This is a genomic window from Rhodococcus sp. ACPA4, from assembly GCF_002300185.1.
Taxonomy (GTDB): Bacteria; Actinomycetota; Actinomycetes; order Mycobacteriales; family Mycobacteriaceae; genus Rhodococcus_F; species Rhodococcus_F globerula.
In genome coordinates, this window is record NZ_NSDY01000002.1 from 1,356,022 (window position 1) to 1,372,866 (window position 16,845).

The 16,845-nt window shown below is 58.0% G+C and carries 9 protein-coding genes; 7 read left to right on the top strand and 2 right to left on the bottom strand.

The genetic code is table 11. The features are described 5' to 3' along the window. Positions 1–165: 165 nt before the first annotated feature. On the top strand, positions 166–3,582 hold the full coding sequence (locus tag CJ178_RS29470; RefSeq protein ID WP_257013524.1) for a hypothetical protein: 3,417 nt from the start codon (positions 166–168) through the stop codon (positions 3,580–3,582). Continuing rightward, complete coding sequence (locus CJ178_RS29475; RefSeq protein ID WP_095888586.1) at positions 3,575–8,509, top strand: DEAD/DEAH box helicase; 4,935 nt, start codon at positions 3,575–3,577, stop codon at positions 8,507–8,509. The genes CJ178_RS29470 and CJ178_RS29475 overlap by 8 nt, the downstream gene beginning before the upstream one ends. On the opposite strand, the gene CJ178_RS29480 is transcribed toward CJ178_RS29475, so the two are convergent. Then, positions 8,506–8,856: a hypothetical protein gene (locus CJ178_RS29480; RefSeq protein ID WP_095888587.1), complete on the bottom strand. Its 351-nt coding sequence runs from the start codon at positions 8,854–8,856 to the stop codon at positions 8,506–8,508. The genes CJ178_RS29475 and CJ178_RS29480 overlap by 4 nt on opposite strands. Before the next feature lie 330 nt (positions 8,857–9,186). Between CJ178_RS29480 and CJ178_RS29485 the strand changes: the two genes are divergently transcribed. The 5 genes from CJ178_RS29485 to CJ178_RS29505 all read left to right on the top strand — a co-directional run bounded on the left by CJ178_RS29485 (position 9,187) and on the right by CJ178_RS29505 (position 15,308). After that, positions 9,187–9,759 carry a DUF4352 domain-containing protein gene (locus CJ178_RS29485; protein WP_143547551.1) on the top strand — a complete coding sequence of 191 codons (573 nt, stop codon included), beginning with the start codon at positions 9,187–9,189 and terminating at the stop codon, positions 9,757–9,759. Between the two features lie 286 nt (positions 9,760–10,045). Further along, a complete protein-coding gene (locus CJ178_RS29490) occupies positions 10,046–11,884 on the top strand; it encodes an alpha/beta hydrolase (protein WP_179300863.1) in 1,839 nt (612 codons plus the stop codon). A gap of 215 nt (positions 11,885–12,099) precedes the next feature. After that, positions 12,100–13,830: a hypothetical protein gene (locus tag CJ178_RS29495; RefSeq protein WP_143547552.1), complete on the top strand. Its 1,731-nt coding sequence runs from the start codon at positions 12,100–12,102 to the stop codon at positions 13,828–13,830. Positions 13,831–14,096: 266 nt separating this feature from the next. Further along, the gene (locus tag CJ178_RS29500; RefSeq protein WP_257013528.1) at positions 14,097–14,687 is read left to right on the top strand and encodes a hypothetical protein; all 591 of its coding nucleotides are present in this window, start codon (positions 14,097–14,099) and stop codon (positions 14,685–14,687) included. A gap of 180 nt (positions 14,688–14,867) precedes the next feature. Beyond that, the gene (locus CJ178_RS29505) at positions 14,868–15,308 is read left to right on the top strand and encodes a hypothetical protein (protein WP_095888590.1); all 441 of its coding nucleotides are present in this window, start codon (positions 14,868–14,870) and stop codon (positions 15,306–15,308) included. Positions 15,309–16,017: 709 nt separating this feature from the next. Here the strand turns inward: CJ178_RS29505 and CJ178_RS29520 are convergent. Then, positions 16,018–16,788, bottom strand: coding sequence for an 8-oxoguanine DNA glycosylase OGG fold protein (locus CJ178_RS29520; RefSeq protein WP_095888593.1), 771 nt, complete (start codon positions 16,786–16,788; stop codon positions 16,018–16,020). Positions 16,789–16,845: the final 57 nt, after the last annotated feature.

Genomic DNA, 16,845 nt, shown 5'->3' on the forward strand with positions numbered 1-16,845 from the left:
CGGTTTCTGTCGGTCCGGGGTGTAATACTCGATATCGATTTAACGACAATACGAAGAACGTCTTCGGGGCATCGTCCAAACAAATCTGGCTTCAATCGTGGTGATTGTCGGTGGGTAGTGGCATTGTGCGTCTGCTCGACCGAATTGAGAAAGAGGTGAGAACCGGTGGGGGAACCGTCGTTTCTGGAAAACTGGCTGAGTGACGAGGAATTTCGCCTCAGTCGTTTGCTGGAGAAGGTTTCCCTTGTCATCGAAACCAACCTCAGTGAAGATGAAGTCCGGCGAGCTCAAGGCTTCTACGGTAAGCGCGCCGAAGGCATGCTTCGGCGAGGTTTTTCTCACGCGGACGTAATCAAGAAGTACCCCGCACTCACCCTCACGATTCTGGTCGGACATGCCGCGTTGGCATACGAGCAGGGGCGCTACTGGGAGGATTTCTGGGACGAACTCGGCCTCGATCGTGACCCTAACTTCGAGAACGTGCTTCGTGCCCAACTCCGCGCACTCTTCAAGCGCTACCAGCTTGCCGAGTTCGAGGATCTAGGGAACGACTACGTTCGGCTACTCACCTTGCATGCCGGAGTGCCGACGTATTGTCTGGGCGACTTGGTCGGAATCATCGGGTCCCACCTTGTGGACGGCAGGGATGCATCTGGAGCGTCCCTAGTCGAATGGCTCAATGAACCCGGCAAACAGTCACGAATGAACCCGCTGGACGTTCCTGTCCGGAACTTCATTCTTCGCGGCGGTGATTTTTCGCTCGATATATTGGACCGGATCTTCGAGTTCGTCGAATACACCATTTCCCAACCGGATTCGTGGGACGAGCTGACACTCGATACGTCGACAACAGGCTTACCCACGATGATGCTGGACGGGCTCATTGATCATCTGCGAGACCACCCCATCGGAGGCGTTTCATCTGGAAACGCGTCGTCGATACGGCGTCGTCGCAAACCGACACTGGTGTACGACCTGCAGGACGATCAGGTCTTTGTGTCCATTCCATACCCCACCGATGAACCGGAGGTGGCGTGGCGCGTGTCCTTCGACGGTGACACGCGCGAGGTTTATGCGGAACGTGGTTGGGGCGTAAGCGGGGATCAGGAACACCCACCGACGTTGGTGCCGGTAGGTACGCCGATTCGCACTATTCAGCTGCAGCACCATCCGAGCAATGAAAGCCACCGGCTGCCGGTCGTGGACAAACGGGATCCGTTGATTTTGTTTGCGGCGGACGGTCGTTGGATCCAGCAACGCGCAACTCTGCCCAAGGGGCAGGTGATCGCGCTCTTTCCCCGAGACGCCCACCTTGTTGACGCGGTCACTGACAGCCCGATCGAATCGGGGGTCGAACCAAGTTCACCCGTCGGCTGGCAAGGTTGGACCACGGCTTTCGTTGACCTGACCGAACATCACTCCGTTCGCCTGGCACGGACGCAAACCGCAGAAACGGGCGTTGCCCGAAGTGTAAGGAACTCGGCCTCGCCGACCTTCGCATTCGGTGAGTCCATTCTCGGGTTGAAGGCACTCAACGGCTTAACCGTCTACTCAACCCGTCCCGACATCACATTGCCTGCCCATCACAGTGCAGCTGCAGTTTCCTGGCGGGTGCGCGTTCGCAGAGAAGGCGAGACTGCTTGGTTGGTGGACGAGGAGTGGATCACGGAGGCTGAGACAACCTCGTTGGATCCGTTCTCGGACAACAAGTCCTCGCTGCTAGGGCTTTTCGAGATAGTTGTCACCGGTCCGCTCGGATCAGACATTCGCCAGAAAGTATTTCTGGCAGAAGATCTCGCGATTTCATTCGACCGCGATTTCCGGTACCCAGTGGTGGGTGGCCTGTCGCCGATAGCCGCCACCGCTGACAGCGTCGGAAAACTCGAAGTCGATCGGGTACGAGTGAGCTTCGACGTCGCGACGCGAGACGCCGAGATTCGTGTGAGCGATGAGAGTCGCAGCTTCCGTTTGGTGATGACACCTCCCTACGTGGAGATGCGGCTGGACCCAGTCGGTAAGCCGGCACAGTGGCGTACCTCCGTGCAGGTCCTCACCCCGGGCGACTTGGAGGACTACTCCGTAATCGCTGCGCGAATCCCTGGAGATGTCTCTGTCTCCTTCGCGCTGCTCTCGCGCAATGGCGACTTGCTTCAAGAGGTCACTCCGGATGTACCGTCCGACAACACGTTCCAAGTCCACTCGCGCATATTTGTCGACGCGGCTCGGACGGCTTCGGGAGACTGTCGTATCGCGGCACTGGTAGACGATTCCGACGGCACAACAACGAGTGTGGCTCTAGCCAATATCCGGCCGGCGGAACTGTGCAGCGGAATCACCGTCGTCGATGGAATGTTGATCTTCGAGGATCTTGCCGCCGAGGACGACCTCGCGATCTATCTGTGGTCGACAACAGCGCCCTGGCTACCGATGCGAACGCTCGAAATCAGTGAAGGCCGAGTTGCGCTGCCGGAGGATCTGGTAGATGCGGGACCTCTCCTGGGGCAGGTCTTCGTTGACGATCCGTGGGTGACGATCACTCCGCCGCGCTGGCCGGACTCCTCAGCAATCAGAATCGAACAGCGTGGGTGGGTTCGTGACGCCAACGGAACCCGGGACAAGTTGGCTCGGTTCCTTGCCGGGGAAGGCTCGCCGCCCACCTCGGGATTGGCGATGCCGGAGACCTGGGCTGCGCTTGCAATGCTGCGCGAAGATGCAGAAGACGTCGCAACACAGAGATTGCGTGCGGCACTTGTTCGTATTCTCGCGATTCACCCTCGGTCGGCCTTGGAAGCGTTGGGTAGCAGCACCATTCCCGCCGAGGAGATGGTGGCACTGCTGATCCGGACAGGTCTGGTTAATCGAAGCTTCAGTGCCGAGTACACGCTCAATGATCTCCACACCAACCCGTGGGTCGGTTCGATGGTTGAAGTCGCTGACCTTCCGTCCTTGTTTGAACGGCGTGTTGTTGTCGGGGAGGAGCGGGCCGAAACAATCTCCTATCTCTCCGAGCAGTGCGGTCCGGTGCTGTTCGAGGTATTGCGAGGCAGTACAGAGGCCCTGAATTCGGGGTACTTCGATCTGAATGTCGCACGCGTACACTCGCTTTCCAAGCCCACCGTCGACGAGATGTTCGAGCAATTCCGACTAGTTCCCGGAGCTCTGCTCGATCTCGATACCCGTGTGGACGCAACAATCGATGCCTTCCACCGCCGCGGTGAGTGGATGTCATCTGGAGCACATCAGATGCTCGCCTCGGAATCGTTGAAGTCGCTGCGTTTGGTTCGACAATCGTCGAAGGCGATCTACAACGTCATCTCGTCCCGAAGTGAGGCATTGGACGGAGTCGACACAGTGACGCATCCGTGGATGCTGCTGTCGATGCAATCTTTGACGCTCGCAGCACTTGCACGGCTGGATGCCCACGGAATGCTCGCATACTCCCCATTGACAACGGGGTTGATGGAAGCCTGGGCACGTATGGCGTGGCTGTGCCCGAAACTCGTTATGACTGACCTGCTGATCGCTGAAGCGCTGGTGACTTATGCCCATTATGGGGACTTGATCGGAGTGGAAAATGAGTGATCGTCTAGACCCGCTGGAAACCGGGCACCAGATCGAAGATGGCTACAAACGCTATCTCAAGACGCTACTGGCGCCGAGTGATCCTGCGATCGCGCATGCGTTCTCAGGCGCTATCGACAACACAGATCTGTTGACCAAGGGGCCGTTGCTCGAGTTGACACCGCCGTATGCGGCGGGCAGTACCTTGCAGGAGATGGTCGACGACGGCGTGCTGCACCCGGAGTTTGTGGGGATCAACAGCCGCGTCGTTCCTTTGGATCGACCTCTGTACGTGCATCAGGAGACAGCGATCCGCAAGGTTGTGGCTGGGCGCAACCTAGTCGTCTCGACCGGTACGGGTTCTGGCAAGACAGAGAGCTTTCTGCTTCCCATCCTGAATTCGCTAATTGCGGAGCGTGCGGCAGGGACATTGGGACCAGGAGTACGGGCACTGCTGCTCTACCCGATGAACGCGCTTGCGAATGACCAGCTCGGGCGTCTCCGCGAGATGTTGAAGGTGCTGCCAGAGATCACTTTCGGACGCTATACCGGAGAAACACAGGAAACTGCAGCAAGAGCAGAATCCCTGTACAAAGCCACGAACCCAGGGCAGGAGCGACTACCCAACGAACTGCTCAGCCGTCAGGAAATGCGCGAGAACCCGCCCAACATCCTGTTGACCAACTACGCGATGCTCGAATACCTCCTGCTACGGCCGACGGATCTTGATCTATTCGACGGTCCACACTCAGGAACGTGGCGATTCATCGCACTCGACGAGGCGCACGTGTACGACGGTGCGCAGGGCTCGGAAATCGCGTTGCTCTTGCGGCGACTCCGCCAACGAGTCTCTGCAGGAAACGATTTGCAGTGCATCGCCACCTCGGCTTCTCTGGACGGCGATCCTGCAGAGGCAATGACGTTTGCACGCAACCTGTTTGACGCTTCTTTTGAGTTTGTCGACGGCGATGCGGGCCGTCAAGATTTGGTCCGAGCAACGCGTCAAGCACGAGCGGCCACCCCGACGTGGAAGATGACAGATGAGGAACTGCTCGAATGGGCTTCCGCTGACGGCGACCTAGCGGAACTCGAGTCCAAGACACCCTCCGGGGATGCCGCGGATGCATTGCACAGTGAATACCGGATCGCTGAACTTCAAACGCATCTACGAGCCGAAGACGGTGAAGCGATTGGCCTCCCCGTCACCGCACAGGAGTTGAAGGGTCGTCTGTGGCCTAATGATTCGGCGGCCGAAGCGAAACTGGAAGCGCTTGTCGCGCTTGGAAGCAAGGTTCACGACGCCGCGGGCAACCCTGTGCTTTCGGCTCGGTATCACATGTTTGTGCGTGCAACCGAAGGTGCCTTCATCAGCTTCGCCGACGAAGGTCCGAAGGTGATGCTCGGCCGTCACGAGATCGATCCGGAAACCAGCCGTGCAGTATTCGAGTTCGGTACCTGTCAACGTTGTGGTGCTGTCCACTTGGCGGGCGAAGTGGAGAACCGGCAGCGCCAGCAGTTCTTCATTCCTCCAAAGGACGACTCATCTGTGCGCTGGCTTGTGCTGGCAGACGGAGACTCCGACAGCACAGTGGACGAGGACGAAGCGACCTTGTCCGACGAAGAAGCCAAGGAAGAGCCAGGAATTCGGTACCTGTGCACGGGTTGCGGTCATCTCGGTGACACCGACGCGGGCTGTGGCCATCTGGACTGCCCCGGGGGCGCGGTACGGCGTGTGCGAGAGCACAAGTTTGCGACCAGGGTGATGAGTCAATGCACCGAATGTGGTGCGCGTGCAAGACAAGTGATTCGCAGACTGCGAACCGACACCAACGCTGCCCCGGCTGTGATCACCACTGCGCTGTATCAACAATTGCCGCCAGCAACTGACTCGACTGTCGAAGAGGTTGGTGAGGGGCGCAAACTGCTGATGTTCTCGGACTCGCGGCAGTCGGCAGCCTTTGCGGCGCCGTATCTCGAACGAACCTACGGACGATTGCTTGAACGTCGGTATCTCACTCAAGCTTTGCAAGATAAGAAGTACGAAGACGACGATCTCACGGTCGAAGACTTGGCGTTGGTGGTCCGCAAGAAGGCTAAGGACGCCAGCCACTTTCCCGAGAATGCCGGTCGTGTGGCCATGGAGAAAGCCGCCAACGAGTGGGTGGTCGGCGAACTCATGACTATGGACCAACGACAGTCGTTGGAAGGGCTCGGACTCATGCGTGTCTCGCTGGCACGTTCGAAGAAGATAGCGCTTCCAAAGGCATTCGGTCGACTCGGACTCACAGAGGATGAGAGCTGGGGCCTACTCGATGAACTGGTAAAGACCGCCCGGCTTCAGGGCGTCATGAACCTGCTCGACGAGGTCGACATCAAGAGCGAGCGATTCGAGCCGCGAAATATGCGGATTCGCATGAGGCTGATGGAATCCGACCGAACGAGGAAGGTCCTCAGTTGGCTGCCCAGCGGCCGTGCAGGTACGACGAACAACCGTGTGAAGTTTGTCGACAAGGTTCTTCGCGCGGTGGGCGTCGATGCGCCTGTGGACAAGGTTCTTGATGGATGTTGGCGTTTCTTGCTCGATGCCGGCTACATCTCACCTGAGAGCGACAAGTTCGCGGCCGACGTTTTTCAGATCAATCACGCCAAACTGTGCGTTCACAACGGTCTTGACGTCGACTGGTATCGCTGCGATGCATGCCGCCGCGTGACGGCGTTCAATGTGCGGGGTGTGTGCTCTAACAGCAGCTGCCCAGGGACGTTGGAGTCGTATGTGATCCCGTCTGTCGAAGCTGACAGTAACCACTACCGCAACATCTACCGGACTCTCAATGCCGCGCCGATGTCGGCGATGGAGCACACCGCACAGTGGGATGCCAAGGAAGCAGCCACTATCCAGAAAGACTTCATCGACGGCAGAGTCAACGTTCTGTCATGTTCGACGACATTCGAGCTCGGTGTCGATGTGGGCGACCTTCAATCCGTCGTCATGCGGAACATGCCACCGAAGACCTCCAACTATGTTCAGCGGGCCGGTCGAGCTGGTCGACGAGCGGCTTCGGCGGCATTGGTCGTGACATACGCCAATCGCAACTCTCACGACCTCGCGAAGTATCAGAGCCCTGAATCGATGATTGCTGGGAAGATGCGTATCCCATGGGTGCCTATCGAGAACGAACGAATCGGCCGTCGGCATGCCCATTCCGTTGCTCTTGCCGCATTTTTCCGGCATGCGTTCCAATCGAACGGGACCACGTGGAAGTATGCCGGCGAATTCTTCACCCCACCTGAGGTGCAACAGGATTCGCCGGCAGCGACCGTGCATGCATTCCTCACTCCGGTTCCGGCAGAAATCAAAGATGCATTGCGCCAGATCCTGCCGCCGAAGATACAGGAACAGATCGGCGTCGAGACCGACGAGTGGGTCGAGTACTTGGACAAGCTGCTTACGTTGGCTGAGGAAGACGTTCGAGAAGACCTGAAGGTCTTCCGGCAACTGATCGACGATGCGAAAGAGGTTGACCAACTCGGCTTGGCCAACAAGCTGTTGAAAACCCTTCGGACAATCGAGAATCGTCAGCTGCTGGGATTTCTCGCGAACAAGAACATCTTGCCGAAGTACGGATTCCCTGTTGACACAGTCGAACTGCGGACCCTGCACTGTCAGGAGTCGATCGGCAGCAAGCTGGAGCTGTCGCGCGACCTGAGCCAGGCGATCTACGACTACGCGCCTGGCAACCAAGTTGTTGCGGGCGGCAAAGTCTGGACGTCACGTGGGTTACATAAGCTTCCCAAGAGAGAACTCGACGAGCTCAAGTACAGGGTGTGTCGCAACTGTGCTCGGTTCCAATGCGGTCGCGAACTCGATGTCGATGAGAGGTGCCCGAGCTGCGATGCTCAGTTCGACAAGATCCGTTCCTTCGTGATTCCCGAGTACGGGTTTGTTGCGGATCGCGAAGCGCACGATGTTGGTACGGTGCCCCCTGAACGGCGTTGGCACGGAGCAAGTTACGTCGAAAATGTAGGCGACCAAATCGACATCTTCACATGGAACTCTACGGGCGGAATGGAAGTATCCGCGCGGGCTGGAACGAGAGCCACGTTGGCAGTCATCTCAGACGGTGATGGCGGCGGCTTCTACATCTGTGATTGGTGTGGGTGGGGTAAACCGGTTGGCGGAAAGCTCTCGAGTCGGAAGCATGAACGGCCGCATACTGGTCAAGCGTGTGATGGCCCACTTCGAGTTGTTTCGCTTGCACATCGATACCAGACCGACGTTGCCGAGTTCACGTTCGCGGACGTTGCCTACAGCAAGGAAAGCGAAGCGCAGTGGATGTCGGTGCTGTACGCGCTATTGGAAGGTGCGTCGGAAGCTCTCGAGATTAGCCGAGACGATATTGACGGAACGTTGTCGTGGAGCGCCGACGGGCGACGAAGCATCGTACTGTTCGACACCGTCCCGGCAGGTGCGGGTGCAGCGAAGAAGATCGCCGAGAACCTCGGAGCCGTTCTGGAAGGAGCCGTGGAACGCGTCCAGTCATGCGAATGCGGCGAAGAAACGTCCTGCTATGGCTGCCTTCGGTCGTACAGAAACGCGAGGCACCACGAGAAGCTCTCGAGGAGAGGCGCTCTGGCGATCTTCCGGCATCTACAGATAGACGGTGCGGATTCCACTGGCGCATGGGGGCAGGATCTAGAAGGGACTTCAGCGTCAGTTTCCGAGTTGCTGTTGGCACTCGCTTTGCTCGGGGTTCATAAGCCGGAGATGGGAATCGAAATGGGCGACGTCGGGTGGCCGGTCGAAGCAGTATGGCGCCAACCTGCCGTCGTCCTGGTTGAAGGAATTGACGGGGAGCGCGACACCTGGCTCAAGGACGAAGGCTTTGCCGTGGTCCATACAGAAGAGACAGACACAGACATGTTGGTCGGGATGCTGAAGCAAACCTAGCTCGGGTCAGCGGAACCAAGCTCTCGCGACAACTGGTCGTAGATGAGCGTGGTTCCTGATGACTGTGTAATTGTGAGTGGCCGTTCGGCGATCGGGGTTGGCACAGGCGCCCCGATCGCCGGGAATGATTCGAGCAACACAGCGATCAAGCGTTCTGCCATCTGCTGATCCAACTGAATGGACTGGCTGCTCTTCGGTGAAGACTTGCGATGGTCCGAACCGAATGTGCTGAGATGGACCAACCGCGCTCCAGACTCGTCATCAACCAGGTTGTAGAAGCAGTCAACCTCGCTACTGTGTGCGCGAATCGACTGTGTCCCGGGCTCGATGGTGCGGATGCGTGCCATGTCCGAATCGTATAGAGCGTCCCGGGCTTCAATCAATTGAGCACCGGAATGCGCAGAAGTACCGTCGATGTCTCGGGGAAATTCTGCTTCGTTGCGTGGCAGGTTACGTAGCGGAATTCCTTACTGCTAGGGAGGTATATATCTTCTCCGCGGTGGACCCAGGCGGATTCGCTGCGCCAGGAAGTAAGCGCAATGACTGGCTGCGTGAATCCCTCGATTCGCGACTTTTCCATCGACGAATCCAGGCGAATGCACGCAAAGCGTCGACCTTTGGCCGTAACCTACGCACAATGCCGAATGCCCGATTGGGGCAACTTCTGGAGAGACGCAATGACCACCACGAAGATAGCCGCATGTGCGGCTGCGACGCTTAGCGTAGCGGCGCTAGCCTTGACCGCGTGCGCATCCGCTGACAACGCATCGACCGCAGTTAAGACAACGATGACGACTGCGAAGCCCGCGACAACACCCAAAACTTCGGCACCCAAAGTTACATCCAAGCCAGCGCCGGTGCCGTTGGGTCTTGGTGAGCAGGCTCAGAGCAGTTCCGGAGCGGTCACGTTGCATGGAGTCGATTACCCGGTTACTGCCAGTGGCACCGCAAGCCGGATACAAACTGCCGGTAAACAATTCGCCGTCGCTGATCTCGAGGTTTGCCCGAGTTCGAGTACCGGATTTTCTGCATCGAACTTCAGGCTCGCCGCATCGGACGCTGTTACATATACGTTCTGGAATGTTCAGGTCGGAGCGCAGGACCCGAACCTCACCAATCAGCTCCACAGTCCAGCAGTCGGCGTCTGCGCTCGGGGATTCTTGACATTCGAGGTAGATCCGGGAAAGACATTGTCGCAATTCATGCTTGTGGATGGTTCACGATCCCCGATCATTTGGTCGTTGACGTAGCCGTACGACAGACATCGGTGAGGTGACGTATACCCGCAAAAAGTCTCGAGGACCTCATCCGAGCAAAGTGATCTCGATAATTGGTGATCCTATGCTTTGTGGTCGTGACCGAGATTTGGCCAGCTGGTCGCGGAGGTGTCGGTCCTCCTCTGTACGGTATTGCGAAGTTAGCGCAGAGAACCCCTGCGAGTTTTTTGGTGGTCCTCGTCTTTATCGAATTTTTGTAGCGAATAGCAGTACTTGTGGTGAGCGATGTCAGGGTTCGACCTTCGAGAGGGACTTGGTTGTGAAGATTGTTTTTCTGCACGGAATCGGTGACGGCGATCCGAAATCGAGTTGGCTCGACGGCCTGGACCGCGGTCTCGCGCAGGCTGGTTTCGGTGCGGTCAATCGGGATATGGTTATCGCACCTCACTACAGCTCGTTCCTCACAACAAACGGTATTGGTGCGAAGCTGCCCCCGGTGACGTACAAACCGCGCGACGACTCGGCCAGTCGCCGCGGCTTCGAGCGGCGTCAGGCGAAAGTCCAGCGGATTCTGGGTCTCGAGGGTGGGGTCCGCACCTTCGGTTTCCACCGAGTGCCCGGGCAGGTTCTCGCTCCACTGCAGCAGGCCGCGATCGGAGCGCTACCACTCTTCGATCTGCAGCAAGTACGCAAGTACGTCCAGGAGGAGCCGGTCCGCGGAGCGATCCTGCGGCACATCCTCGACCATCTGCCCACCTCCGGCGAGATCATCCTCATTGGCCACAGCCTGGGCAGCGTAATCGCGATCGACCTTCTCGACCACCTTCCTGAAAATGTCCATGTCCGCAGGTTCATCACCATCGGCAGCCCGGCGAACGTGCAGGCCGTGCACGATGGCAGCGAGCGACTACTCAAGAAGTTTCCGTACGGCCGGGTCGACGACTGGTCGAACTTCCTCGACGTCGGCGACGTCGTCACCGGCGGCAGGGGGCTGGCGACCACCTTCCCAGGCGCCCAGGATTTCGTCATCGACAACGGCGCATCCCATGCGTCCGGGGCGTATCTCGGACATCGCGCCCTCGCCATGCTGGTTGCAGATCTGCTGTACCCGTCGAAGGAAATCGCAATCCGCACATCGGATATCGCGGTTCGTCTCAATGACAACGAGGCCTCGGTTTTGTTGATGCTGCACTACGCACACGCGGTCCACCGCAACCTCAAAGACAAAGCGCTGGCCGAACGCTACCGACATGCACTCGACATCGTCCAGGACAACATAGTCGCGCAAGTAGAGCAGGCCGCGTCAGTTAGTGGACAGCCCGTCGCAGTCGAACTGCAGCAACTGGTCAATGGTCAATTGCCGATGATTCCGCATCGATGGGAGGTACACGAAGTGGTCGGCGAGTTGGTGGTGCTCGCGCTGACGAACATCATCGATCCGTATGAACTCGAAATCGGGAACGCCCCCCGCGACGCACTCGCCGACATTGCCGTCGAACTCGGGTTCGTTCGTCAGCTCGGAAAGACAGTGAGCACCGCTCTCGAAGAAGTCCAGAAATGCTTGGACAGTCGCGGTGGCGTCCCCTGGGGCCGGGTAATTACGGCCGCAGTCGGTCTCGCCTTGGTCGCGGCCGGACCGGTCGGGCTCGTGCTGGCAGCGCCGGCCGCCGCGGCAGGTGGCGCCGCTATCGTCGGCGGGCTTGCAGCATTCGGGCCGGGAGGGATGATCGGTGGTCTCGGAATGCTTGGTGGTTTGGCCGGAGCGGGCGCGGCGGTGGCCGCGGGCGCGGCGGTGGGCGGCAGTGCCCCTGATCAGCCGATCACGGATTCGACCACGTTGATCCTGCGGGTATCGACCGAGCATGCACGCAAGATGCTCGGCCTTCCTCATGACGAAGCGCTCTGGTACCAGTTGGCGGATGTGGAGACGAAACTCTCCGCCCGAATCAACCGCCTTACGGCGTTTAGCGATCCGAAGTCGGGGAAGTTGGCTCAGCTGCAGGCAGCGAAGTCGACAATCACGAAACTGATGGCATTCATGCTCGATCGAGGATTGGCGCCGCGAGCCATCGAAGCGGCGACGGGGGAGAAGTCCCTTGGAGCCAAGGAACTGTCCCCGGTCGGAAAGGAACTCATCGACTTCACAGCGCTGGCCTAACGCGTTTCGGTGGATGGCGAACTTCGTTCCAGCCTCGAAGGTCGGTGAACGTTTGAAACTAGTGATGCGGAAATGGCCGCATTTTTTTCGCGTCGGTCGCCGGCTGCCAGGTCGCGGAGACGACGTTCGGCCCGCGCAAATAGATAGGGAAAATAGTGCACGTTCAGCATGCGCCCGGCCTCAAACCTAAGATCGCTGAGAGACTACTGCAAGGAGTGAATCCTTCGCTGCATTCGGGAGAGCGTCTCATTGCACTCGTCGGAGTAACCCAGTTCAAACCGCTTCTAGACGGACTTGCCATTACCACTAGTCGACTTGTCGCCTTCAGTAGTGCGAGTATTTCCCAAAAGGGTCCTAAAATCTCGATCAAGTTTTCCGAGATCGAAAGAGTTGACTACGTAGCAAAAACCGCTGCAACTCACATCACGGTTCTCACCACCGCTGGTGACTCAGTCCGAATCGGATCGGCCGCATCTACTGATACAGCGTTCATCCGTGACGTTGTCGATGCAGCGCGCAAAGAGTACTTGCATATGAAATTCGTAGGATTGCCCAATTCAGGGTCAGTCACGCCTTCTGCTCCGGATCCTGCTCCACCTGTCTCATCAACATCGGAGCCGTTAACGTCGTCGGCGCCGCGCGCGTGGTCGGCCCCTAGGATTGTCGCTTTGGTTATTGGCCTCGCGCTCATGTTCGGCGCGTTCAATGCGGTGGTGGATGGTGAAAAGGCCACCGCTTTCCTACTTTTCGCGTTTATGGTCCCCTTCGCGTGGGCCGGACTCGCTACACCGATACGGAGAATTCGTGCACAAAAAACGTCTTCGGCCGTGCCGAAGACGTCTGGCCTGATCAAGGTTGGACTAGCTATCGCATGTGCAGGGTTGATTATCGCGTCCGTGACAGCACCAGAGAATGAACAATCCGAGGCAACGTTTGCGACCGTGACCACCCAGGGTCTGGCTGCAGCCGATTCCACACCACTCGTCGCGACTTCTGTAGTTCCGGTTCGCACTGCGGAACCGGCGGCTGCACGATTCGACGAAAGCATGGTTCGAGCGATCGGTATTAGCAAGGAGAACAAGGGAAGTCAGAGTAACGTTCGATTCGTCGGAGGAAATGACGACCTGGCAGTGTTGAAAATCCTGACAGAGCAATGCGTAGATCACTATCTCGAACAGACCAAGGCTGCTTACTGCTACGCCTATGGCAGTGACAAGGACTACGAGCTGAAAACATTCGACTGGACACCGGAGTTTGATACGACTGCCTACGGCGGGTCTCGACCTTGCTGGACGCACTATTCAGGTCAACCGCTTGCTGGGCGTGATTCCCGTACATCGAGCGAGACGTCGGGTATCAGCTACGTCGTCGCAGATTGCCCGGGGAGCGTGGCCTTTCCTGACGACGATGGCGCACTCGCTGCCGAGCGAAATCGCAATGCTGAAGCGAAAGCTGCTGTGGCTGTTCTAAAACCGCGTGATCCCTGCAAACTTGTCGATGTCAACGCCCTCGCTTCTCACGGTTTCAAGACCGTCCTGGGTGATGTCACGGACGATCCGAGGGCACACCTATCTGACGGTGCGCTGTTGGCGTACACCTGCCAGAATTCCGAGCTCGAGCTGATCCTCACCATTACAGAGTTCGACAATCAGCAACGAGCTCGTGATGCGACAGCAGAGTTCACTGATACGCCGAACAGTTTTCTTCTCGGAAGTGGTGGGTTTGTCGTCGACGTCGCGGATGGATATGGGTCGGCTGTGATCAATGAAGAATTTGGGATCAGCGAAGCGCATTGGGCTAATGGTCAGTACGGATTCGCAGTAACGCTCAACTCGCTTCCTCCGGTCAAGGGGCTCTCGATCGGTCAATCAGCGTCGGCACTGGTCGAGACGCTGACCACTATCGCGAGTACCGCCAACACGAGAGTAGCTACCGACAACTGGTGAAAGCCGAATCCTAAATGGGAAAGCTGGCTGCGCTCGACGTCTCTTTCGGGTGGTCGTTCGGGAGCTGGGTGCCGGTGCGACTGTGTTGTTGATAGCAGGCGAGGTCGAACTCGCAACTCCGTAACGAGTTCTCTCGTCCGCCGATTATCAATGTGATGCAAATCTTTACTGGGTGAAGGCGGCATGATGCGGAAAATGCTCGCGGCGATGATCGCCGGATTTGCTTGTTCGACCCAACAGAGTGCTGGAACACACAGGAGATTGACATGAAGAGAACGCTCATCACCGCTGTGGCCGCGTTACTTTCGTCGTTCAGTCTTTCTGCCTGCGGCGGACCTGAGATGGACTTGCCGTCGACAACCCCATCAAGCGCATCGTCGACAGCCGCCCCGGCAACTGAGTTCGTCGTACCACTGCCAAGCAGCACACCCGAGGTCGCGCCGATCACCTTCGAATGCGGCGATCTTTCCCTCTACCAGTCAGGTACTGCGTTGTACTCCGACGGAACCACTGGCTACGAGGCATCCTGCGACACATATGTGCCTCCGCCAACTACGCAACCTTCGGAAAAGGTTCTACGGTATTGCGATTACCCAGGAACCGCGGTCTACACCGATGGCTCGTACTCCACGACCGATCCGGCCTGTGCGGAGATGCGTGGGGAGGCGAACACGAATCCCGGAGGCGGCTACCCCTATGACCCGGAGGAAGACCGGAATGGTGATGGTGTCGTGAACGGATACGAACGCTGCGGTGTTCAGTGTGGCAAGGAGCCGACCAGCGGTGATATCCAAACGCAGCATGGCTGCGAGCAGGGCTACATCACCGGACCTGCCTGCGAGCCATACGCAGGCTGATCTTGGGGCGGCCTCGCCCGCAATCCCACGCGTCTGGTTGGCGCAGCGACATCTAGGGGGGGCAGTGCGCCGTTTAATTGCGCTGACGAAAGTTGCTGTAGGCGAGGAATTTTCGCGATTCAGGCGAGTTGCAACATTGACGTGACTGAACATTGTCGGGGGTATGGCTATGGTGCTGCCATGACCGAAGCCCAGCACGAGTCGGTCACGCTGACCAATACCGCGGGCGTGGCGATTGTTGAACTGTGGAGGTCGATTCGCGCGGCGATGCTTCATTTTGAAGGTCCGGTCTATCTCGCCGTTACGGCGGCCTCGTTCCTCGGCGTTGCGTTGTGCGTCACGTGGGGTGGGTTTTCATTGGAGATGCTGGTTGTAGCAGCGACGGTACTGATGGGTGGTGTCGGGTGCTTCTTCATGGCTCTCATGTCAGACGCCACTCGGTGGAAACTGTTGGTGCGTAGGTTTGCAGAGCTACGCAGACTTTGCTTTGGTGCTTTCTCGGAAAGCTCGTTTCGTACTCCAGTCCTTACATACGTTGACCATTTCCGGTGGCGGTGTGTGCACTTGCAGCAAATATTGCTGCCGAATGGCGATGGCGAAGTCCATTTTTCGCTGATCTGATAGAAATCGGGTCCCTTAGGGTTTTTCTCTTCAACCGTCATGTTGGTGGCTGTCTACGTCATGATGTTGTCGTGTGCTTTAGTGCTCACACTCGGAGTGCTGGACGCGTTTCGGTGGATGTGGAGAGGAATCGTCCGGCCGGTTTGGAGGGATATTGCGCCAAACGCCGGGTCGCCCAACGGTGAGAGCGAGCAAGTGGAGGTCTGGCTCTTTTCAGTCAAATTTTGCGTCTGACCGGAGGAATGAGCTTCAGTGTTTGGCTTTTGATTTGGCTGACTCGGTGGCCCTGGATCGCCTGGCCCGTGGGTCTGGCTATATTCACGGTCGCAGTTGCTGCGGTATTGACGAGTTTGAGGACGGATCAGAGTCACGGGCCCTTGGCTCTGGTGACTATTTCCGCTAGTGCATGGCTTGTCGAGTTCTTGATTCTTGGTGATGGCCTGCCCACAGATGTTCTGTCATGGGCGATATTGATGCTGAATACTGTTTTGGCGATGTTCTTCATTCTCCATCTGATCGCCCATTCTCATCGTTCAATCAGATGCGCGAATTAGCCTATTCCTGTTGCCGGGCCTCCGACCGCATGCCACGCATTGAGGTCTTTGTCGGAAGATCCGGCGCAGTTTTGACAGTCCGATGCTGGCCAGTGGATGTTTACGACCAATTGCTGCTGTTCGGTCTGTTGCAGTCCGTACGGAGCTAACGGATATCAAAACAGCGTAGGCATCGAGCGTTCACCGTGGCGCGCTTCGTGAACTCGGGCTGTCCAGCGCTTGGCCAGCCACATCTCGATTAGCTCGGGGCGTGTTTGCGCTGTTGTCGCCCAGGCGTTGAGCAACGCGTTGTAGCGGTGATATCGGCGCAGGGTAAAACTGCTGACCGAAGGATCTTCCAGCCAGCCCTCGTGAATGAGGGTCGAGACGCCGTACTGATCTATCAACTGTGCGCGGCCGCCGGCCTCGGACACCCCGGCGGCCCACATGAATGCCGCGATGAGGGACACCCCGACGCCAGGGGTTATGGGCCATCCCGACCACGTATCGCGATGGATTGCCGGCAATGTCCGAGTCTTCAGGCAGTGCTCGAGGACTGACTTGATCGTCGTCAACGGATCTGCGCCCTCGGGAACTTGTGCGTTCAACACGTCGGGGAATCGACGTTTGAAGCGGCGACTGCGATGAGCGCTCTGCCAAGCCGCACAAAGGAATAGCAGGCCCAGCCCATCGTGGTCTGATTCGATGAGTTCGTTGCCGGGCCGAAGGTCATTGCGCTGCACCGTTGCGAAACCGGCAGTGATGATCTTTCCGTCGTCGTTCCTGCCGCGCAGTCGAATCTCATGTTTGGCGTCGCGCAGGTGGGAGTTCCACCAGTCCAAATCCACGGTGGCGCCGTCATCGAGGACGTGCAGATCGTAGCTTCGCACCTGGCACCACTGAACGCACGCTTCTGGTGGTTCGAATCCATCGTCTTCGATCTGCATCTAGAAATAGTGGCACCGTCGACCGACAGGATCGGGTTGCCGCGCTTACCGAGCGCA